Annotated in this window: 20 protein-coding genes; 16 read left to right on the top strand and 4 right to left on the bottom strand. The window is 65.0% G+C overall.

Annotated features, from left to right (window positions below; genetic code table 11):
• Nucleotides 1–20: 20 nt before the first annotated feature.
• The 4 genes from CO675_RS14555 to CO675_RS14540 are packed head-to-tail and all read left to right on the top strand — an operon-like array spanning nucleotide 21 to nucleotide 4,468.
• A complete protein-coding gene (locus CO675_RS14555) occupies nucleotides 21–1,199 on the top strand; it encodes a thiolase family protein (RefSeq protein ID WP_097672583.1) in 1,179 nt (392 codons plus the stop codon).
• Nucleotides 1,196–2,437 carry an SDR family NAD(P)-dependent oxidoreductase gene (locus CO675_RS14550; RefSeq protein ID WP_097672582.1) on the top strand — a complete coding sequence of 414 codons (1,242 nt, stop codon included), beginning with the start codon at nucleotides 1,196–1,198 and terminating at the stop codon, nucleotides 2,435–2,437. Before CO675_RS14555 ends, CO675_RS14550 begins: the two co-directional genes overlap by 4 nt.
• 33 nt (nucleotides 2,438–2,470) lie before the next feature.
• Entirely contained in the window at nucleotides 2,471–3,253 is a 783-nt protein-coding gene (locus CO675_RS14545) for a cyclase family protein (protein ID WP_097672581.1), read from the top strand.
• Nucleotides 3,254–3,310: 57 nt separating this feature from the next.
• Nucleotides 3,311–4,468 carry an ABC transporter substrate-binding protein gene (locus CO675_RS14540; RefSeq protein ID WP_097672580.1) on the top strand — a complete coding sequence of 386 codons (1,158 nt, stop codon included), beginning with the start codon at nucleotides 3,311–3,313 and terminating at the stop codon, nucleotides 4,466–4,468.
• A gap of 85 nt (nucleotides 4,469–4,553) precedes the next feature.
• Here CO675_RS14540 and CO675_RS14535 read toward each other — a convergent pair whose 3' ends face one another.
• Nucleotides 4,554–5,060 (bottom strand): MarR family winged helix-turn-helix transcriptional regulator, encoded by a 507-nt coding sequence (locus CO675_RS14535; protein ID WP_097672579.1) that lies wholly within the window; start codon nucleotides 5,058–5,060, stop codon nucleotides 4,554–4,556.
• A gap of 409 nt (nucleotides 5,061–5,469) precedes the next feature.
• Between CO675_RS14535 and CO675_RS14530 the strand changes: the two genes are divergently transcribed.
• The 11 genes from CO675_RS14530 (at nucleotide 5,470) to CO675_RS14480 (ending at nucleotide 16,547) form a co-directional block, all read left to right on the top strand.
• Nucleotides 5,470–6,258, top strand: a complete 789-nt coding sequence (locus tag CO675_RS14530) for an SDR family NAD(P)-dependent oxidoreductase (protein ID WP_097672578.1) — start codon at nucleotides 5,470–5,472, stop codon at nucleotides 6,256–6,258.
• A gap of 14 nt (nucleotides 6,259–6,272) precedes the next feature.
• Nucleotides 6,273–7,067, top strand: a complete 795-nt coding sequence (locus CO675_RS14525; protein ID WP_097672577.1) for a MoaF C-terminal domain-containing protein — start codon at nucleotides 6,273–6,275, stop codon at nucleotides 7,065–7,067.
• Between the two features lie 16 nt (nucleotides 7,068–7,083).
• Nucleotides 7,084–7,473, top strand: coding sequence for a nuclear transport factor 2 family protein (locus tag CO675_RS14520; RefSeq protein ID WP_097672576.1), 390 nt, complete (start codon nucleotides 7,084–7,086; stop codon nucleotides 7,471–7,473).
• A gap of 249 nt (nucleotides 7,474–7,722) precedes the next feature.
• Nucleotides 7,723–8,988, top strand: a complete 1,266-nt coding sequence (locus CO675_RS14515) for an ABC transporter substrate-binding protein (RefSeq protein ID WP_097672679.1) — start codon at nucleotides 7,723–7,725, stop codon at nucleotides 8,986–8,988.
• A 3-nt stretch (nucleotides 8,989–8,991) separates the two neighbouring features.
• Entirely contained in the window at nucleotides 8,992–9,855 is an 864-nt protein-coding gene (locus CO675_RS14510) for a branched-chain amino acid ABC transporter permease (RefSeq protein ID WP_097672575.1), read from the top strand.
• Nucleotides 9,856–9,861: 6 nt separating this feature from the next.
• A complete protein-coding gene (locus tag CO675_RS14505) occupies nucleotides 9,862–10,893 on the top strand; it encodes a branched-chain amino acid ABC transporter permease (protein ID WP_097672574.1) in 1,032 nt (343 codons plus the stop codon).
• Nucleotides 10,890–11,609 (top strand): ABC transporter ATP-binding protein, encoded by a 720-nt coding sequence (locus CO675_RS14500; protein ID WP_097672573.1) that lies wholly within the window; start codon nucleotides 10,890–10,892, stop codon nucleotides 11,607–11,609. Before CO675_RS14505 ends, CO675_RS14500 begins: the two co-directional genes overlap by 4 nt.
• A complete protein-coding gene (locus tag CO675_RS14495) occupies nucleotides 11,606–12,316 on the top strand; it encodes an ABC transporter ATP-binding protein (protein ID WP_198964601.1) in 711 nt (236 codons plus the stop codon). Before CO675_RS14500 ends, CO675_RS14495 begins: the two co-directional genes overlap by 4 nt.
• Nucleotides 12,317–12,451: 135 nt before the next feature.
• Nucleotides 12,452–13,408, top strand: coding sequence for a helix-turn-helix domain-containing protein (locus CO675_RS14490; protein ID WP_097672572.1), 957 nt, complete (start codon nucleotides 12,452–12,454; stop codon nucleotides 13,406–13,408).
• A gap of 101 nt (nucleotides 13,409–13,509) precedes the next feature.
• Entirely contained in the window at nucleotides 13,510–14,916 is a 1,407-nt protein-coding gene (locus CO675_RS14485; RefSeq protein WP_097672571.1) for an aldehyde dehydrogenase family protein, read from the top strand.
• A gap of 41 nt (nucleotides 14,917–14,957) precedes the next feature.
• The gene (locus CO675_RS14480; RefSeq protein ID WP_097672570.1) at nucleotides 14,958–16,547 is read left to right on the top strand and encodes a GMC family oxidoreductase; all 1,590 of its coding nucleotides are present in this window, start codon (nucleotides 14,958–14,960) and stop codon (nucleotides 16,545–16,547) included.
• Nucleotides 16,548–16,612: 65 nt separating this feature from the next.
• On the opposite strand, the gene CO675_RS39935 is transcribed toward CO675_RS14480, so the two are convergent.
• The 3 genes from CO675_RS39935 to CO675_RS14470 form a co-directional block, all read right to left on the bottom strand.
• Nucleotides 16,613–16,990, bottom strand: a complete 378-nt coding sequence (locus tag CO675_RS39935) for a hypothetical protein (protein WP_143279009.1) — start codon at nucleotides 16,988–16,990, stop codon at nucleotides 16,613–16,615.
• 183 nt (nucleotides 16,991–17,173) lie between these two features.
• Nucleotides 17,174–18,385 (bottom strand): ABC transporter substrate-binding protein, encoded by a 1,212-nt coding sequence (locus CO675_RS14475; protein ID WP_097672569.1) that lies wholly within the window; start codon nucleotides 18,383–18,385, stop codon nucleotides 17,174–17,176.
• Nucleotides 18,386–18,430: 45 nt separating this feature from the next.
• Nucleotides 18,431–19,570 carry an acyl-CoA dehydrogenase family protein gene (locus CO675_RS14470; RefSeq protein ID WP_097672568.1) on the bottom strand — a complete coding sequence of 380 codons (1,140 nt, stop codon included), beginning with the start codon at nucleotides 19,568–19,570 and terminating at the stop codon, nucleotides 18,431–18,433.
• Nucleotides 19,571–19,650: 80 nt separating this feature from the next.
• Between CO675_RS14470 and CO675_RS14465 the strand changes: the two genes are divergently transcribed.
• Nucleotides 19,651–20,517 carry a FadR/GntR family transcriptional regulator gene (locus CO675_RS14465; protein ID WP_097672567.1) on the top strand — a complete coding sequence of 289 codons (867 nt, stop codon included), beginning with the start codon at nucleotides 19,651–19,653 and terminating at the stop codon, nucleotides 20,515–20,517.
• Nucleotides 20,518–20,569: the final 52 nt, after the last annotated feature.

The following is a 20,569-nucleotide window of genomic DNA, read 5'->3' as shown; positions in this document are numbered from 1 at the left end:
GCAGGCAAGGCAGGCGGCTGGTGAAGAATTCGCTGCGCACACCGTATGAGGGCATCGTGATGGCGGCTCCCGTCACGATCCCCTATGCGCGCTATTCGATCGAGAGCGCGCAATGGTGGATCGGCCGCGCGCTGAGCGCGCTGGTCGCGCGGGCCGGTATCAAGGCTTCCGACATCGACGGCCTGTGCGTCTCCAGCTTCACCATGGGGACCGACAGCGGGATCGGACTGACGCAGCATTTCGGGCTGTGCGTCCGATGGCTGGACACCATCCCGCTCGGCGGTGCCAGCGCCATCGCGGCGTTGCGCAAGGCGGCCCGCGCGGTGCAGGCACACGATGCCGACATCGTGGCTTGCGTGGCCGGCGATACCAACCACGTCGATTCCTTCCGCCTGACGCTCGAGAATTTCTCGCGTTTCAACCAGGACGCGGTCTATCCTTATGGTGCCGGCGGCGCCAATGCGAGCTTCGCGCTGATCGCGCGCAACTATATGCGGACCTATGGCGTGACACGCGAAGACGTCGGCAGGATTGCGGTCGCCCAGCGTGCCAACGCGCTGCGCAACCCGCATGCGCTGATGAAGACGCCGTTGACGATCGAGCAGTATCTGGCGGCCCGTCCCATCTCAGACCCCATTCACCTGTTCGATTGCGTCATGCCGTGCGCCGGTGCCGAAGCCTTCCTGGTGATGCGGGACGAGACTGCGGCATCGCTTGGCTTGCCGGCGGCACGATTGCTGTCGACGATCGAGCGGCACAACGCCTTCGCCGACGATCCGATGCAGGTGCGCGGCGGCTGGGCGATGGATGTCGGCGAGCTCTACGCGATGGCCGGCGTAAAGCCTGACGATCTCGATATCGTCCAGACCTATGACGATTATCCGGTCATCACGATGATGCAGTTTGAGGATCTCGGCTTCTGCAACAAGGGCGAAGGCGCGGCCTTCGTTCGTCAGCACGATCTGACCGTTGACGGCGACTTCCCGCACAACACCTCGGGTGGCCAGCTCTCGGCCGGGCAGGCCGGCGCCGCCGGCGCCTATCTCGGGCTCGTCGAAGGATTGCGGCAGGTCCTGGGCGAAGCCGGTCCCACGCAGGTGAAGGATGCCAAGCTCGGTCTGGCCTCGGGCTTCGGCATGATCAACTATGACCGCGGCCTGGCCTCGGGCGCCGTGATCTTTGCAGGGCCCGCGCGATGATCGATCCGATTGAACCGCCCCGGCGCAAGAACCCGTTGCTGCGGACGCGGCTTCCGGCGTCACCGCCGCGAGCGCGCAGCAGGACATCGCACGGGTTCACGCGCGCCGCCGCCGAAGGACGCTTCATGCTGCAGCGCTGCGTGGCCTGCGGCGCCTTCGCCTATCCGGCACGCGAGGCGTGCCCCGCCTGCCTTTCCGGTAGTCTGGCGTTCGTCGATGCGCCGCGCCGCGGCGCGCTGCTGGCCGAGACGACGGCGCGGGTGCCGAGCGACGTCTATTTTCGCGAGCGGGCGCCCTGGCGCATCGGTCTCGTCAAGATGGACTGCGGTCCGACGATGGTGGCGCATCTGCATGCCGACTGCGTCGAGGGCGCGCCCGTCCTGGTGTCGTTTCAGCTCGACAAGGGCGGTCAGGCGGTGGCCTTTGCCCGACCGGAGGGGGAGACTCCCAACATGGCAGACGACCGGCAGTGGCGGGAAATGACGGCCGATCCGAAATTCCGGCGCGTGCTCGTGACCAACGGCCGCAGCCTGATCGGCCAGGAGGCCGTTGCAGCGCTGAAGGCTGCGGGTGCGAAGACAGTGTTTGTCGGCGTTGCTGAACCCTGGCGCCCGTTTGCCGGCGAGCAGTTGTTGCGCGGACAGCAAGGAATCGAGGTCGTGACGCTCGACGCGGCCGATGAGAAGTCCGCGACTGATCTGGCGGCCGACATCGGCGGCAAGGTCGATATACTCGTCAACACGACGGAATATGTGCGGCCCGGCGGTCTGCTCGACCGCAGGGGCACCAGCATCGCGCGGGACGAGATCGACCAGGCCTATCTCGGGTTCATCAACCTCGCGCAGGCCTTCGGTCCGGCGATGCGGATGCGGGGTGCGGACGGCGCCAACAGCAGTGCCGCCTGGGTCAATATCCTGTCGGTCCATGCGCTCGCGAACTGGCCCGCGTTCGGCGCCTACTCGGCATCGCAAGCCGCCTGCCTGTCGCTGTCGCATTGTCTTCGCGCGGAACTGCGGCCCGGCGGCGTCAAGGTGCTGAACCTGTTCACGGGGCCGGTCGACAACGAGTGGTTCCAGACCGTGCCGCCGCCGAAGGTCGCGCCGCGCGCTGTGGCACAGGCGATCGTGTCCGGGCTCAGAGGCGGACTCGAGGAGATGTATGTCGGAGACGTCGCCGAGGAAATCAGGCAGCGTCTTGCCGCCAATCCGAAAGCGGTCGAGCGCGAGCTCGACAAATAAGATCAAATTTCAACCAAGCGGGAGGACGTGACGATGCAAAGCAACAATCTCCTGGAGTTCGCAGGTGCGGTCTCGTCCGGCGCGGTGCGCGTCGTCGATCTGACCTTCACGCTCAATCCGGATTTTCCGGTCATCGTGCTGCCGCCGGAGTTCGGCCAGGCAGCTCCGGTCCGGATCCAGGAGATTTCGCGCTACGACGGCCGCGGCCCGGCCTGGTACTGGAACAACGTGACCTTCGGCGAGCACACCGGCACGCATTTCGATGCGCCGATTCACTGGTTCACCGGCAAGGATCTGCCGAACAATTCCGTCGACACGATGCCTGCCAAGGACATGATCGCTCCGGCGTGCGTGATCGACTGCTCGGCCGGCGCAGCGCAGGATCCGGATTTCCTGCTGACCGTTCCGATCGTCGAGGCCTGGGAGGCGAAGCACGGACGGATTCCCGAGCGGAACTGGGTTCTGCTGCGGACCGACTGGTCGAAGAAGGGCTGGCGCGACTACGCCAACCTCAGGGATGACGGCGCGCACACGCCGGGCCCGAACGCGGCTGTCATGAAATGGCTGGTGGAGCAGCGCGGCATCATCGGCTTCGGCACCGAGACCATCGGCACCGACGCGGGGCAGGCCGGCCATTTCGAGCCGCCTTATCCGGCGCATCACTTCCTGCACGGCGCCGGCCGCTATGGCCTTCAGTGCCTTCGCAACCTCGATCAGCTTCCGGCCACCGGGGCGGTCATAGTGGCTTCGCCGTTGAAGATCCAGAACGGTTCCGGCAGCCCGCTGCGCGTGATCGCGTTGGTTGCGGCGAGCTGAAGCGAGCGGATGGCGCTTGCCCGATAGAAGAAACGCCAATCAAGAAGGACAGGTGCCATGATCTCGATGAAGACGTTGCTGGCCTCCGCCGCGCTGCTTGTTGCCGTTCCGCAGGTCGGGCAGGCGGAGATCCTGGTCGGATTTGTCACCGGTCTCAGCGGGCCGGTGTCGTCGATCGGGATTCCGAACGCAAAGGGACTGGCAGCCGGCGAAGCCTATATCGGCGAAGTCGGCGGTGAGAAGCTGCGCGTCATCCAACTTGACGACGCTTCCGATCCGACGGCCTCGGCGCGCAATGCGCGCAAGCTCGTCGAGCAGGAGAAGGTCGACATCCTCATCGGCACGTCGGGCGCGCCGCAGACGCTGGCAATGGCGACTGCCGCAATCGAGATGAAAACGCCGATGATCGCTGTCTCGCCGATCGCGCCGGTGCCGCCCGGCGATGGCGGGCCCTGGGTCGTGCAGACGCCGCAGCCGACGCCGCTTCTGGTTCAGGGCATCGTCGACCACATGAAGGCGCGCGGGTTGAAGACCGTCGCGTTCATCGGCTTCTCGGATGCCTTCGGCGACCTCATGTACGACTCGCTGTCGCAAAGCGCCAAGGCGGCCGACATCAAGGTGATCGCCAACGAGCGATACGCGAGATCGGATTCGACGGTGACCGCCCAGGTGCTGCGTGCATTGGCGGCGCGTCCCGACGCCATCATGCTCGGCGGCACGGGAACGCCTGGGGCGCTGCCGGTGATCGCCTTGTCGGAGCGTGGCTACAAGGGACCGCTCTACGGCAACCACGGACTCATCAGTGCCGATTTCCTGCGGCTGGCCGGCAAGGCCGCCAACGGAATCATCTGCCCGACCGGGCCGGTGACCGCGGCCGAGCAGCTTCCAGCCAGCAATCCGATCCAGAAGGTTGCCTTGGCATTTCGCGCGGCCTTCGAGAAGGCCAATGGCGAGGCGCCGACCGACTCGTTCTCATCCTACTCCTTCGACGGCTGGCTGGTGTTCGTCGATGCGGCCAAGCGCGCGCTGGCGACCGGCGCCAAGCCGGGCTCGCCCGAATTTCGCGTAGCGCTGCGCGAGGCGCTGTTCACCACCAAGGAGCTGGCTGGGACGCAGGGCGTCTACTCCTACACGCCGGCGGATCGGCATGGCGTCGATGCCCGCGCGCGGATTCTGGTTCAGATCGAGGACGGGAAGTACAAGTTGCTGCCTTGATTGGGCGGCGAGATTGCATCGGAGCGCGATGCGCAGCGGAACATCGGCAAGAGGATTGAGCAGGGCGCCCTGATGCCGGCGTGAGCTACGGCTTTTGCATCGCGTCCCTGACGACGCCCTTGAGCTCGTCGAGCTCGCTGGTCAATCCATCGAGCCGGTCAGCCGGGAATCCGGCAAGCAACTCGGCCAGCCATGAGCCATGGCTCTTGGCCATGCGCCTGAAGGCCTTGCGGCCCTCGACGGTCATGCAAACGATCTGCACGCGCCGATCGAGGTTAGAGGGTGTGCGGGTGATGTAGCCGTCCTCGACCAGACGATCGACGATGGGTGTAAGGTTTCCGGCGGAGACCATCAGGCGCTTCGGCAGCTCTCCGAGCACCAGTCCACTCGGCTCGCGGTCGAGCTGGGCCAGGACGTCGAAGCGCGGCATCGTGAAATCGAATTCCTCGCGGAACCGGCGCCTCAGCTCGCCCTCGATCAGGGTTGTGCAGGCAAGCAGCCGAAGCCAAAGCCGTGTCTGAGCCCGGTACTCGGCCTCCTGATCGACCCCGCTCTTGGGCGAAACAGGTGGGGACTCCTTCGCGACTGCCAAATCAAATCTCCTGCGGCATCCGGCCCCGCTGAGGGCGGCAACCTCGATGTCGACTGCAAGATAGTTCGTGCCAAAAGTAAATTCAAGGCTGGTTCAACGCGCCGTGAGCCCGCTTGCCGATGCGGCGGAATTTGCGGAGCTTGGCGCGCCGAAGGGCGATGCCGGCGGGTTTCCAACGCGCGCCTCGGCGGTCCTTTGGTCAGCAATATACTTTATACTTAAAACAAATGAGAAGCCGGCGGCTTGCGAGTGGAACCGCCACACGCGCCCGCGTCCTAGCGCGGCTGCGCTTGAGTCCAAGACGGGCTCGGTCCGGTGGGTCTATCTGATGGCAACAAAACGTCGTCGGGTAGCCGTTTGTCGTCCGGCTCGACGAAAACGCGGGCGGCATCGGGGGCGAAGCGAACACATGAGATTCAGCGGACGAACGGCCCTGGTCACAGGTGGTGGCACCGGAATAGGGGCGGCCGTTGCACGGCGCCTTGCGTCGGAAGGCGCCAGCGTTGCCGTCATGGGCCGGCGGCGGGAGCCGCTGCAGGCGCTGGCTGACGAGACCGGTTGCTTCGTGGTGCAGGCTGACGCGGCCGACAGCGTCGCGGTGCGGGCAGCCTTGAAGGAGATCCACGGTAAGTTTGGCAAGGTAGACATCCTGATCGCCAATGCTGGAGGTCACGGCGTCGGTCCGACGATCTCAATGACCGACGAGACGTGGTCGCTGGCGACCCGGCTCAATCTTGACACCGCCTTTGTCTGCGCTCGCGAAAGCCTTCCCGATCTGATCGCGCAAAAGGGCGCCGTTGTGGTCGTCGCTTCAATTGCCGGTCTGTTCGCGGGCCCCGATGCGGCAGGCTATGTGACGATGAAGCATGCCTGCATCGGCTTTGGCAAATCGCTGGCGCGCGATTACGGCCGCAAGGGTGTGCGGACCAACATCGTATGTCCCGGCTGGGTCGCGACCGCGATGGCCGACGAGCAGATGCAAGTCATCGTCGAGAAGCACGGGCTCCATTCGATCGACGAAGCTTATCGGCTGGTGACCAAGGACGTGCCGCTCGGCCGCCCGGCGACATCGGAGGAGGTCGCAAACGTCATCTGCTTCCTCGCATCGGATGAGGCGTCGGCGATGAATGGTTCGATCCTGACCGTCGATGGCGGGGCGGCCGTGGTCGACCTGCCGACATTGGCATTCGTCGAGTGAGCGGGAGACAAAAGATGCAGGGCAATGACAGACCCGCTGACTGGAAGAATTTCGATGACTTCGCCGCGGGCATTGCAACCAACCGGCTGCCGACCACGGACGCGCTCGCCGGCCGGAGCCTGAAGATCACGCTGAAGGACGGCCGCGCCATTGACTTGGCCTTTGCCTCGGCTGATCGGCTTCAATGGCGCGACGGCGATGCGACCGGCGCCGACTGGTACGAAGCGATCAACGTGGCGCCGGACGTGGTCTTCATCAACCTCACCTTTGCCGCGCGTCCGACCGAGGATGAAGCCTTCATCGTCAACACCAGGACCCGCCGGGTGCTGTCGGTCCGCGAGCGCGTCCGCGCCGCGGGCGAAGCTCCGGGAGAACCGCGGGTTGCGCAGGCCTACACGCCGGGTGTCGTCGGCGATCCCGCGATTGCGCCCACCGGTTTCGAGCCGGCGCCGTCGCGAGATCTGGTCGGAATGACGGCCCATTACGACTACAGCCCGCAGCATCTTTACGAGCACGTCTATCTCAGCTCGCAGCGCTATGCCTGGCAGAATCTGGTCGGCGTCCAGCGCGGCCATGGCGACGTCGACCTGACGACGACCTACAAGTTCGATCACAACCAGTACGTCTTCGGATTCCGCGAGTTCATCATCCCGGTCGCGTCGATCTTCTTCTACAACTGGGATGCCATGCGCTCGACCGGGAAATTCCTCGGCGTGACGAGCGAGGGCCGGGTCGAGAACAAGCCGGCCGGCGCCTTCATCTCCATCAAGTCCAGAACCAGCTACGACCCCGGCAAGGAGCCGGTGTAAGCGAAGGAGCAATGACGTGGGCCGGAACTTCGACGCGATCAAGGCGCATTACGCCGGATCGGATCGCGGTGATCTCGCTGCCATGATGGCGCCGATCACCGCCGAGACCAGGTGGACCGAGATGGCGGGTTTTCCCTATGCAGGAACCTATGTCGGCGCGGACGCCATCATCGCAGGCGTGTTCAAGCGCATTGGAGAGGAGTGGACCGGCTACACGTTCACGCTCGAGAGATTGATCGACGGCGGCACGACCATCGTCGGGATCGGAACTTATTCAGGGCACCACAAGCCGACCGGCAAGGCAATGCGCGCGCGTGTCGTGCACGTCTGGGATGTGGACGAGGGGCGGGTGGTGCGCTTCGAGCAGTTCACCGACACGAGGCTCGTCGCTGACGCGATGAGGTAGCGGGGCGACCGCGTGCGCCGGGGCTGGGGGCATCGGTCACTCGGCGCACGCGGGCTTCGGACACATACATTGCTCGTTTGTGTCCTAGGCCGATTGCGTCCGAGTCCAAGACGCGCCGGATCGCGCCTGCCTAGTATCAAGATTAATTCGGCCGAACAACGCGCCGCTATTGCATTGCACGACGCGCAAGGGGAAGCGCGGCGGAACAACGAAAACCCACGCGACGTCTGGGGTATGGAGGGGAAACGCATGATATCGAGACAGACGATTCTGGCTGCCGTCATCGCAATGCTCGCGGTCTGCATCGGCAGCGCCGCCTACGCGGCTGATCCAAAGTGCGGTGCCAACACCGGCAAGGCGGCGACCGGCGAGCCGATCGTGGTCGGCGGCATCGTCAGCATCACCGGGCCGGACAATTTCAGCTCGTCGGGGCTCGCCGCGGCGGCCTATTTCAAATGCCTGAATGCGAACGGCGGCGTGAACGGCCGCCCGGTCAAATATCTGCTCGAGGACGACGCCTGGAACCCGGAGCAGTCGTCGCAGGTGGCGGCGAAGCTGATCCGCGATCAGAAGGCGGTCGCGCTGGTCGGCAACATGAGCTTCGTGGATTGCGGCGCCAACCAGGGGATCTACGAGAAGGAAGACATCATGGTGATCGCCGGCGTCGGCGTGCCGCGTGATTGCTTCTTCCAGAAGAACTATGCGCCGACCAATGCCGGCCCGCGCGTCAGCAACACCAAGGCCGTGATGGATGTCGCGCGGACCTATCCCGGCAAGATCAAGCGTGTGGTCTGCATCGCGCCGAACATTCCCAATGTCGGCGAGTGGTCCTGCACCGGCGCGGTCGCCTGGATCAGGAAGCAGGGCGGCGACGGCAAGATCATCGCGTTCGATCCCGGCTCGCTCGACGCGACCTCGATCGTGCTCGAAGCGATGGCGTTCAGGCCCGACGTGATCAGCGTCGGCACGCCCAAGGGGCTGGCGGTTCCGATTTTCGCTGCAGCGGAAGAGCAGGGGCTGGCCGACAAGGTGCATTTCGCAGGTCCGGCCTCGCTCTACAATCCGGACTTCCCGCACGCGATCGGCAAGTACTGGGACGGCAAGGTTACGGTCGACATGGAGCTGAACGCCGCCACTGCCGGCACGCCGGATACGCAGAACTGGCTCGCGGTGCTGGACAAGTATGGCCAGGCCTCCGATCCGAGGGACACCTTCTCGCAGGCCGGCTACCTCGCCGCACGCGTCACGGCGGAAACCCTGCTGAAGATGGATCCCGCCAAGATCGACCGCGCCTCGGTGACGGCTGCGCTGCGCAACGTCAACCGGTTCGAAAGCGACATGTTCTGCTCGCCCTGGTACATCGGCTCCGGACCCCGTCACAATGCCAACCACGCCGGCCCGGTGTCGCAGGTCAAGGACGGCAAGCTGGTGCCGAAACCGGTCTGCATCGAATCGGAAGATCCCGAGCTCGACGACGTGCACGCCTTCGAGAAGACGATCGGCATCGCGAAATAGCCAATGCCCGATTTCACGCCCTTTCTTGTTGCGGGCCTCGCGACGGCCGCCACCTACGTACTCTCCGGTGTCGGCATCGTGGTGCTCTACCGGGCATCCGGCGTGGTCAACTTTGCCCAGGGCGCGGTCGGCGCCCTGGCGGCCTTTATCTCCTGGTCGATCGTCGAGCGCGGCGGTCCGGCCGAATGGTCGTGGATTGGCGGGATCGCCGCCGCGGTCGCGGTGTCATTCCTCTACGGCCGCGTGATCGCACCCCGGCTCGCTTATTCGGATCCGATCATGCGCGCCGTTGCGACGCTCAGCTTCGCACTCATTTTGTTGGGGTTCATGGGATATGTCTGGGGCGAGGCGCCGCGCCGGCTTCGGCTGCCGACCGACACGATGAGCTTCGACCTGATGGGCGTTCGTGTCACGATGACGCGCGCGGTCGCATTCGCTCTCGGCTTGCTGGTCACCTGCGCGGTGATGGCATTTCTGTCCTATAGCCGCGTCGGCCTTCAGATGCGGGCACTGGCCAGCAGCCGCGAGCTCAGCGCGATGCTTGGCGTTCGCGTGTTCCGCGTCGACGGCTGGGCCTGGGTGATCTCGGGCGCGCTGGCCGGCGTCAGCGGCGTGCTGCTCGCCGATCTGCAGCGGCTGAGCGGCCAGGCGCTGACATTCGCCGTCATTCCGGCGATTGCCGCAGCGGTGGTCGGGCGTTTCGCATCGCTGCCGGCAACCGTTGCGGGCGGCCTTGCGATCGGCGTCTGCGAAGCGTTGCTGACGCCGGTGCCGATCGTCGGCCCGTTCCGCACCGCGGTGCCGTTTCTATTCGCGGTCGGCGCGCTGCTGTGGATGCAGCGCAAGGTCGTCTTCGTGTACAGGTGAGCTGACGTGACCGACCAAAGCCTGGAGGGAGTGCCGCCCATTCGCGCCGCCAGATTGCCGCTTCGCGGGATCGCCCTCGGCGTGGCCGCGCTGATCGCCCTGTATGTCCTGCCGGACGCGCTGAGCAATTATTGGCTGCGCACGTTTATCTCCGCCGCGGCGCTGACGATCGCGAGCCTCAGCGTCAGCGTGCTGTTCGCCCAGGTCGGCATGGTGTCGCTGGCGCAGTTCGGCCTGCTTGGCGTCGGCGGCTGGTTCGCGCTGCGCATCTCCCATGGCCTTGGAGTGCCGTTCGAGATCGCGCTGCTCTCCGCGGGCGTCTCGGCGGCGCTGGTCGGGTTGATCGTCGGGCTGCCGGCGCTGCGCATGCGCGGGCTCTATCTTGCGATCATCACCCTGATGATGGCAGGTGCGATCCAGGTGCTGATCAGCGCGTTCGGCTTCCCGGACGGCGGACCCGGCATCCTCGGCAAGAGCACCGGCGCGCGGCTGATGATGGCGCGCCCGCTCATTGCGCAGGGCGATGGAGCCTATCTGCGCTACGCGATCGTCGTCACCGTGCTGTGCTATCTGCTGGTGCTGGCGCATGTCCGCGGGCGGCCGGGCCGCGCCTGGGCCATGATCCGCCGCAGCGAGGTCTGTGCGCTCGCCGGAGGCGTCGACATCGTGGCATACAAGGTGTGGGCCTTTGCGCTCGCCGGTTTCCTCGCCGGCGTCGCGGGAGCGGTGCTTGCCGGGGGTGTCGGGCAGCTCGACGGCAGTGCGTTTCCGGCGAGCCAATCGATCATGCTGTTCGCCCTGACGATCGTCGGCGGCGCCTATTCCTGGTTCGGCCCGATCATCGCCGGATTGATGTTGCGTGCCTTTCCGGCGCTGCTCAACGATTTCCGCGTCGACGGCAATATCGCGACCATGGTGTTCGGCATTGGACTGCTGCACGCCTTGATCACGGCGCCGCACGGCATCGCCGGCCAACTGTCTGACCTGGCCGGGCGGCTGCGCCGGGCCGTGGGTGGCGAACGGAAGGCCGGTCCATGATCGAGATCGACGACCTGACGGTGCAGTTCGGCGGCGTGCGTGGCTTGAGCGCGCTGACGGCGCGCCTGCCTGAGCCGGTCACCGGCCTGGTCGGGCCGAATGGCGCCGGCAAGACGACGCTGATCAATGTCCTGTCCGGATTTGTACGCCCCACCACGGGGCGGGTCGGCATCGACGGACAGGATTTGAGCGACATCGCGATCCACAAGCGGGCCGCATTCGGGATTCGCCGTACGTTCCAGAATGAGCAGGTGGTCGAGAACCTGACTGCGGCCGACAACATCAATGCCATTCTCGACAATGTGCCGACCGATGGGCAGCCGCGCGCTGCACTGATTGCGCAAGCGCTGGAGTTCGTCGGCCTTGCCGCCAAGGGCAACGTGCTCGGCCGCGACCTCAACGCCTATCAGCGCCGGATGCTGGAGATTGCTCGCGCCATGGTCGGCCGTCCACGGCTGATCATGATGGACGAGCCGGGCGCGGGTCTCGCGCAGCATGAGAGCGAGCATCTGCGCGATGTCATCAGGCGGCTTCACGGCCATTGCGGGGCGCAGGTGCTTTTGGTCGATCACGATGTCGACCTGATCTCGGCGACCTGCACGGCAACGTTGGTGCTCGATTTCGGCTCGGCGATCGCCTATGGGGCGACGGCAAGCGTGCTGGCCGAGCCGAAGGTCCGTGCGGCCTATCTCGGTGTTCTGGAGGACGCGACGTGAGCATAGGCCTCGTAGTGCAGGGCCTCGATCTCGCCCGCAGCGGCAAGACCGTCCTGCACGGCGTCGATCTGTCGCTCGCGCCCGGACGGATCACCGCGCTGCTGGGCGCCAACGGTGCCGGCAAGAGCAGTCTCGTGCTGGCGATCGCCGGCGCGCTTCCGGCGACCTCCGGCGAGATCACCCTCGATGGCCGCTCGATCAGGGGCTTGCGGCCGGAGGCCATTCGCGCCAGCGGGCTGGCCGCCGTCCCGGAAGGACACCAGGTCCTGAACGAGCTGAGCGTCGAGGACAATCTCAAGGTCGCCGGCAGCCATCTGCCGCGCGCCGAGATGAGATCGGCGATCGATGTTGCACTCGGCACCTTTCCCGAATTGCGCGAACGTCTTCAGGCCAGGTCAGGCAATCTGTCGGGGGGACAGCAGCAGATGGTGGCGCTGGCGCAGGCGATCATCGCAAAGCCACGCTATCTGCTCGCCGACGAGTTGTCGTTCGGTCTCGCCCCCGTCGTCGTTGCCCGCCTGGTGCCGGTGTTGCAGGAGCTGGCCGCGCGGGGCGTCGGCGTGCTGCTGATCGAGCAGTTCACGCACATCGCCCTCAAGATCGCCGATGCGGTCTATGTCATGGAACGCGGCAGGATCTGCTTTTCTGGCGAGCCGCGGCAATTGATCGACAATCCCGCCATCCTGCACAGCGCCTATCTCGCATGAGCAAGCCGTCGCTGCGCGACCGCTGGTCGCGGCGCCGTGCCCACTCTCCCTGCCGGAAAGGCGTTGACACGGCAACGGAGGTGCTTAACATGTTATCAAAAGCGCCGCCCGACGGCGTTTCCCAGGGAGGAGCGCATGCAGCTCCAGGAGTTTAGCAGCTGGACTCCCGAAGTCTGGGGCCAGCCGCCTTTGGAGGAATGGAGGGACAAGCTCCGGTCCGTGTGCGGACGGTTCAATCCGTTCGGCCAGGAGGAGCGCGGCTTCGTCAATGGCGGCGTAGTGCTACGCGATGCCGCGGGCATGGAGATCGTCCAGGTCGCAACCGACGTCGACGTGGTTCGCCGCGCAGAGCGCGACATCCGCCAGGACTATGGCGAGCACTTCTTCCTGCTGGTTCAGCTCCAGGGGGTATGCGGGGTCGAGCAGCAAGGCCATCAGAGCATCATCTCGCCCGGCGACTGCATCCTGGTCGATTCCTCGCTGCCGTCGAACTTCTTCTTCAACGGCCAGTTCAGCAATCATTTGTCGGTGCATCTGCCGCGGCAATTGCTGCTGTCGGAGAAGCCGAACGACTTCGAGGTGTCACGGCGGCTCGGCGCCGAGGATCCGATGTCGACCATGCTGCGTGCGCTGGTTGCCAAGATGTTGCAGCTGCCGTCGAGCCACAAGCGCTCCGGCGAATTGCGGCAATTGCTGCTGCAGGCGACCCGGCAGGCATTCGCCGCGGATTCGCCGGACACCCCGCTATGTCCGAAGGAGCGGGCGTCCGGCCGGCTCGAATTCGCGCGCGCCCTGGTGGACCGCCATCTCACGGCGGAGTGGCTGACTGCGCAGTGGCTCGCCAATCGTCTCGGCGTCTCGATGCGCACCTTGCAGGAGGATTTCAGCGCGGTCGGAACCACCGTCACCAGCTTCATCCGCGATCGCCGGCTGCGGCTGGCCAAGGATCGCCTGCTGGAACGGCAGCGCGGCTCTGACGGCGGCACCATCGCCGAGATCGCCTATTCGTCCGGCTTCAACGATATTTCCTATTTCAATCGCTGCTTCAAGCGGGCCTTCGATTGCTCGCCGACCGACGTCACGCGCCGATAACCTGCTGCGCTCCCGTCCAAGCGAAACCGCGCTCCTCTCCAAGACATTGGCCGTGCGATGGCTTTTGCTGAAGCCAGTCGTTGTCGTGAGGAGAAGATTGCATGCAGCGCTGGAGCTTGCTTATCGACGGGCGCCGGATCGAAACAGATCGTTTCCAGGACGTCCTCAACCCGTCGACCGGCGCCGTCGTCGGCGGAATGCCGCTCGCGACGGCGTCCGATCTCGACGCCGCGGTTGCGGCCGCCTCCAGGGCGTTTGAAATCTGGAAGGACCGGCCCGATAGCGAGCGTGCGGATGCCTGTCGCGCGATCGCCGATACGATCGAGCAGCATGCCGAGGAGCTCGCGCGGCTCCTGACGCTCGAGCAGGGCAAGCCGCTGAACGGGCTCGGGTCGCGCTTCGAGATCGGTGGCGCCGTGGCCTGGACACGCTATACCAGCGGTCTGTCGCTGCCGGTGGAGGTCCTGCAGGACGGTGCGGAAGGACGCGTCGAGTTGCATCGCAAGCCGATCGGGGTCGTCGGCTCGATCACGCCGTGGAATTGGCCGGTCATGATCGCGTGCTGGCATATCATCCCCGCGATCCGCGCCGGCAACACCGTGATCATCAAGCCGTCGCCATTGACGCCGCTGAGCACGATCCGTCTGGTCGAGCTGATCAATGAGAAACTGCCGGCGGGCGTGGTGAATGTCGTCACCGGCGACAACGAGATCGGCAGCCTGATGTCGGCGCATCCCGGAATCGGCAAGGTGACGTTCACGGGATCGACGGCGACCGGCCGAAAGATCATGCAGAATGCGGCGGGCAGCCTGAAGCGCCTGACGCTCGAGCTCGGCGGCAACGACGCCGGGATCGTGCTGCCGGATGCCGACCCGAAGAAGATCGTCGAGGGGCTGTTCTGGGGCGCATTCATCAACGGTGGGCAAACCTGTGCGGCGCTGAAGCGGCTCTATGTCCATGACAGCCTCTATGACGAGCTGTGCCGCGAGCTCGCGGCCTATGCGAAACAGATCGTCGTCGGCGACGGTCTCTCCGAGACCTCGACACTTGGCCCGGTGCAGAACCGCCGGCAGTTCGAGATCGTCTCGGCTTTCGTCGAAGAGGCGCGAAAGAAGGGCGGCCGCGTGCTGGTCGGCGGCGATCCATCGGACGGCCCCGGTTACTTCTATCCTGTGACGCTGGTTGCCGATGTCGATCACGGCTGCAGGCTGGTGGACGAGGAGCAGTTCGGCCCGGCTCTGCCGATCATCCGTTATTCCGACGTCGCGGATGCGATTGCCAAGGCCAATGCAAGCGCGATGGGGCTCGGCGGCTCGGTCTGGGGGACCGACCTCGCGCGCGCGAAGGCGGTCGCGCAACGCATCGAATCGGGATCGGTCTGGATCAACAAGCACGGCGCCATTCAGCCGAACGCGCCGTTCGGCGGCGTGAAGCAGTCAGGTTTCGGCGTGGAATTCGGGGTCGATGGGTTGAAGGAGTTCACCACGGTCCAGACCGTGTTTGTCTAACTGGGGAACAGGTCGGAAGCGGCCGCGTCGTAGGGAGTGATATGCAGGAGTACGACTATATCGTCGCCGGCGGCGGCTCCGCTGGCTGCGTGCTGGCGTCCCGTTTGTCTGAGGATCCGCGCAATCGCGTCTTGCTGGTCGAGAGCGGACAGCGCGACACCGACCGGTTCATCCATATCCCCGCAACCTTCTTCAAGGTGCTCGAGAAGGGACGGGATGCCTGGATCTATGCGTCCGAGCCTGAGAAGGGCCTGAACGGGCGCCCGTCGATCGTGCCCCAGGGGCACGTCATCGGCGGCGGTAGTTCGGTCAACGCGATGGTCTACATTCGGGGATCGCGGCGGGACTACGACACCTGGTCGCAAATGGGATGCCGCGGCTGGAGCTACGATGAGGTGCTTCCGGTCTTCCGCGATCTTGAAGCCAACCAGCGGCTGTCCGGCGCGTATCATGGCACGAGCGGCAAGCTCAATGTCTCCGATCGTGCCTACGGCCATCCGCTATCCTGGGCGTTTATCCGCGCCGCGCAGGAGGCGGGCATCCCCTACAACGAGGATTTCAACGGCGCGCGGCAGGAGGGGGTCGGCTTCTACCAGACGACCACGAGCCGCGGACGCCGCCGCAGCGCCGCCGAAGCCTTCCTGCGCGAGGCAGAGCGCCGCGCCAACCTGACCATCAGGACCGCGACGCGGGTCCACAAAGTGGTGTTCGAAGGCAAGCGCGCGAGCGGCGTGCTGCTCGAGGACGGTTCGACCATCAAGGCGCGGCGCGAAGTGATCCTGACTGCCGGCGCGCTGGCGACGCCGAAGATCCTGCAGCTGTCGGGGATCGGACCTGCGGCGCATCTGCGCGAACATGGCATCGAGATCGTCTCCGATCTGCCCGGGGTCGGCGAGAATTACCAGGATCATCTGGAGGCGACCGTTCAGTGCGAGACGAAGGATCCGATCTCGATCTTCGGCGAAGACAAGGGCGTTCGCGCCGCATCGCACATGATGCAGTATCTTCTCACCAAGACCGGCCTGCTGACATCGACGGTCGTGGAGTCCGGCGGCTTTGCCGATACCGCCGGGACCGGCGAGCCGGACATCCAGTTTCACGTCTTGCCGACGTTCAACGGCTTTGCAGACCGGCCGTCAGAGCCCGGACACGGCATCTCGATCGGCCCCTGCGTGCTGCGCCCGCAGTCCTGCGGAACCGTTCGCCTGAGATCGCCGAATCCGGCCGACCCGGCGCTGTTCGTTGCCAATTCGCTGGCAGAGCGGGCGGATGTCGACACCCTCGTGCGAGGCGTCCAGCTTGCCATTCGTATTTCCGAGGCGCCATCGCTGGCGCGTCTGATCAAGCGGCGCGCTCTGCCGAAGCCCGGCGTGGAGAACGACGTCGATGCGCTCGCCGACTATGTGCGCGCGATCTCGAAGACTGTGTTCCATCCCTCGGGAACGGCGAAGATGGGTGCCTCCGGCGACCCGATGGCGGTCGTCTCCGAACAGCTTCTGGTGCGCGGGGTCGAGGGCCTCCGGATTGCCGACGCCTCAATCATGCCGCGGCTCGTCTCCGGAAATACCAACGCACCGACCATGATGATCGGGGAGCGGGCCGCCCGCTTCATTTTGGAGGCGCGGCCTTGACGCGCGCCTCCTGAGACAGCCGGCTCCATCGTTGCAGCGGTATCTTGCGCGGCAACGAGGCCGCGTCAAAGCTTCGCCGCCTCCACCAGCCCAGCCGCGATCGCGTCGCGGCCGAAGCAGGTGTCGGCGCATTTGCGCGCGCGCAGCCCGGGGCCACTCGGCACGGACTCGATTTCGACTCCGCCGAGCGGGTCGAGTACAAAGCGCAATAGGCTTCCCGGAGAGCATCCGGACATTCGAGCAACGCACCAATTTGTTTTGCGTGAGGTGGGCACTTGCAGGTCAAAACGCGCATCAGCGTGCGCAAATTCGGCTAGTTTGAAGTGCGCACGTTCGTAGGGCATGCCTGTTGAATGCCAAGGTAAATTATTGAAATATAGCTCCCATGATGGATTGGCGCGAGAGTTCAAGTTTTTCAACCGATTGGAAGGCGGCGTGTGCATGACGTGTGCACCGGGAGATCAAGAAAAATCCTGTCACCACCTATGTGAAACAAACTTCCGAGGTGAGGGGGCGGCATCGGCCCCGGGGGATGCCTGCAACCAATGTCGTTGACGAACATTTCCCGAGCCTCCTGTCTTACCGACCCAGCGAGGGTCTACGGTGGCTTTCGCCCGAGGTCCGGTCTAGTCGGCCGATAGAGGGGCGCCGGTCAAGGACCAGCTCCTTCCGTCAAATGTCGCAATCCGCAGAGTCCTGAATGGCGTGTAGTCACCGGGCTGGGTGCTGATCGTGACACCTGGGAGCATCATCGGCAATCGCTCGCCATTCAGCGAGGTAGCTTGCTTGATAAGGTTCTCGCGGGTCAGGTCGTCGCCGCATTTGCGCAGCGCCAGCGAGACGGCGTGCATGTTCATGTAGGCGACCAGCACGGAATAATCGTCTGGATTGGCTGACGGCGCGTATTTCTTCAGAAAGTCCTTGTAGGCGTTGACTTCGTCGTCATTGGCCCAGGCCGGATCGCCCGGCTGCTTGAGAAACTGTGTCGTGACCAACCCCTTCGACGCTTCAAGGCCTGCGGGTTTCAGGATGGTTTCGACCGATGCCGTGGAGCCACCGATCACGTGCAGCGGTTTCCAGCCGAGCTCGTAGACCTTGCGGATCGATTGCGCGGCGGCCTTCGACGACGACTGCTCGATCAGCGTGTCGACGCCGGCAGCCTTCAGCTGGACGATCTGCGAGTCGATCGTCGGGTCGGCAAGTTCGTAGGAGGCCTGCGCGACGATCAGATCGGCCTTCGGACCGAGACCGGCGCGGAGGCCCCTGAGATAGTCCTTGCCGTAGTCGTCGTTCTGATACAGCACGCCGATCCTGGCGTCGGGCTTTGCGGTCAGGATGTACTTGGCGACGACGCGGCCCTCGGTTTCGAAGTCCGGGTAGAGCGGGACCGTCCACGGGAAGGTCTTGGGATCGTTGAAACGCCGTCCGCCGGCGGTGATGAACAGCTGCGGCACCTGCTTGGCGTTGAGGTATTTCTGGATCGCGACGTTGGGCGCGGTGCCGATCGTACCGACCTCAGCCAATATGCCGACGTCTTCGATCAGCTTGCGGGATTGCTCGACCGCTTTTGGCGCGCTGTAGGCATTGTCGAGCTGGGTGAAGTTGACCTTGCGGCCATTGATGCCGCCCTTCGCATTCAGCATTTCGAAATAGCCGACCACGGCGCGCCCGGCGCCCGCGCCGAACGCGGAGGCGGGGCCGCTCAGCGGCGTCGATTGGCCGAGCTTGATCTCGGTATCGCTGGCGCCGGGTCCATAGGCTTTCTGCGCGTAGATGGGCGCCGCAAGCAGCGCCGACAGCGCGGCGGCCGCCAACGCCCGGTCGATGATGTGGTTCAAGGTCGTTTCTCCCTGTAGTTGGTTTCTTGTTGCAATCGATCCGTGTCAGCGCAGCAGCTCGCGGGCGATCACCACGCGCTGGATCTGGTTGGTGCCTTCGAAAATCTGGGTCAGCTTGGCGTCGCGCATCATGCGTTCGACCGGGTAATCCATGGTGTAGCCATAGCCGCCGAAGATCTGGACCGCGTCGGTCGTCACCTTCATGGCCATGTCGCTGCCGACGCATTTGGCCATGCTGGCAAGCACGTTGAGCCGCTTCCAGTCGCCGGCATCGCCGGCGCGGGCGCATTCATAGACCAGCGCACGGGCCGCCTCGATCTGCATCGCCATGTCGGCGAGCATGAACTGCACGCCCTGGAACTCGGCGATCGGCTGTTTGAACTGCTTGCGCTCTTTGGCGTAGTCGATGCAGGCATCGAGCGCGCCTTGCGCGAGGCCGACCGACTGGGCGCCGATGGTCGGGCGGTTGAGGTCGAGCGCACGCATCGACGCGCGAAAGCCCTTGCCTTCCTCGCCGACGAGGTTTTCGGCCGGCACCCGGACATTGTCGAAGAAGATCGGGGTGTTGGGCGCGCCGCGAAAGCCCATCTTGCGCTCGTGGCGGCCGAAACTAATGCCCGGCATCTTCTTCGGCTCAACGATGAAGGCGCTGATTCCGTCCGCACCGGCGCCATCGCTGGTTCGCGCCATCACCACGATGTAGTCGGCGACGACGCCGTAGCTGCACCATTGCTTGCGGCCGTTCAGGACGTAGCTGTCACCGTCCTTCCGCGCGCGGGTGTTGAGCGCGGCGACGTCGGAGCCGGCCTGTGGCTCCGAGATCGCGATCGCCGTTACGACCCCGCCCTGGGCGATGATCGGCAAATATTTCTGGCGCTGCTCTTCCGAACCGAAATGCAGCAGCGGCATGATGAACATGGTGTTGAGCGCCGCGATCGATGCGCAGGCTGGCGAGACCTTCGAGATCTCCTCGCGCGCGATGCAGGCCATGGTGAGGTTGCCGTTCGGGCCGCCATAGCGCTCCGGCACCCAGAGCTGCATCAGTCCCATCTCGCCGAACAGCTTGACCAGCTCGAGCGGGAAGCGGTCGGTCTCGTCGATTTCGGCGGCGATCGGCGCCACGTGCCTTACGACCATTCTGCGCAAATTGTCGCGGAAAGCGACCTGCTCATCGGAAAAACTCATACCACTCCCCGCTTGTTTTCTTTGCCGGAAGCCAAAAAGGGACTTCCATTGAATGGGTGATCCATTTAATAATTCACTGCATGAGCACCAAGTCAAGCCCCCGCGCGCCGCAGCGCCCCCGCACCGCCTCGCCGAACCGCAGGGAGCGGGCCACCGATCTCCGTGCGGCCGGCACCGCGGCCACGCCGACGTTCAAGCCGATCCACACCAGGCGGACGTTCGAGGAGATCTGCGAGCGCATTCGCGAGCAGCTGGCGCTCGGCGTGCTGAAGCCCGGCGACAAGCTGCCGGCCGAGCGCGAACTCGCGCAGCAGCTCGGGGTCAGCCGGAATGTGTTGCGGGAAGCGCTGCGCAGCCTGGAGATGGCTGGCGTGCTGCGGCTGCAGAAGGGCGTCAAGGGTGGGGCCTTCATCCAGCAGGGCGACACCCGGCGCATGAACGAGGTCATGCGCGACATGCTGAGCCTCGGGACGATATCGGTGCGGGAACTGTCGGAGGCGCGGGTGCACGTGCTCGACCTCGTGGTGCAGCTGGCCTGTGCAAATGCGCGGCGCGCCGACCTCGATGCGCTGGAAGCCAATATCGAGCGGACCGAGCTTGCGACGAAGGAAGGCCGGCTGCTGGACCGGGTCGAATGCTCGCGCGAATTCTACAAGTTGCTCGCGGCCTCGACCGGCAACAAGGTGATTGCGATGATCGTGGATTCGGTCACCGAGATACACATGCGCTTCGTCTACGCCAAGGTCGCTTCCAGCGGGGTCGCGATGGCGCGGCTGGCGGAGAAGCGACGGCAGTTCCTGGCGGCGCTCAGCGAGCGAGACGTGGCGCTGGCGAGCCGGCTGCTGCGCTCGCACCTGGAATCCGTGCAGCGCATGCTGGAGCAGGACCCTGGCGCCATGTCGCTTCACGTCGCATTGGCTGACGTGCAACCCGGGTTGCGCCGGTAGCGCGCAGCGCCGGCGAATAGATCAACACTCAAACGGCAATAACAATGGAGGC

Origin of the sequence: Bradyrhizobium sp. C9 (assembly GCF_002532045.1) — a bacterium.
In the GTDB taxonomy this organism is placed as follows: domain Bacteria; phylum Pseudomonadota; class Alphaproteobacteria; order Rhizobiales; family Xanthobacteraceae; genus Bradyrhizobium.
This window is presented reverse-complemented; position numbering and strand designations above follow the sequence as displayed.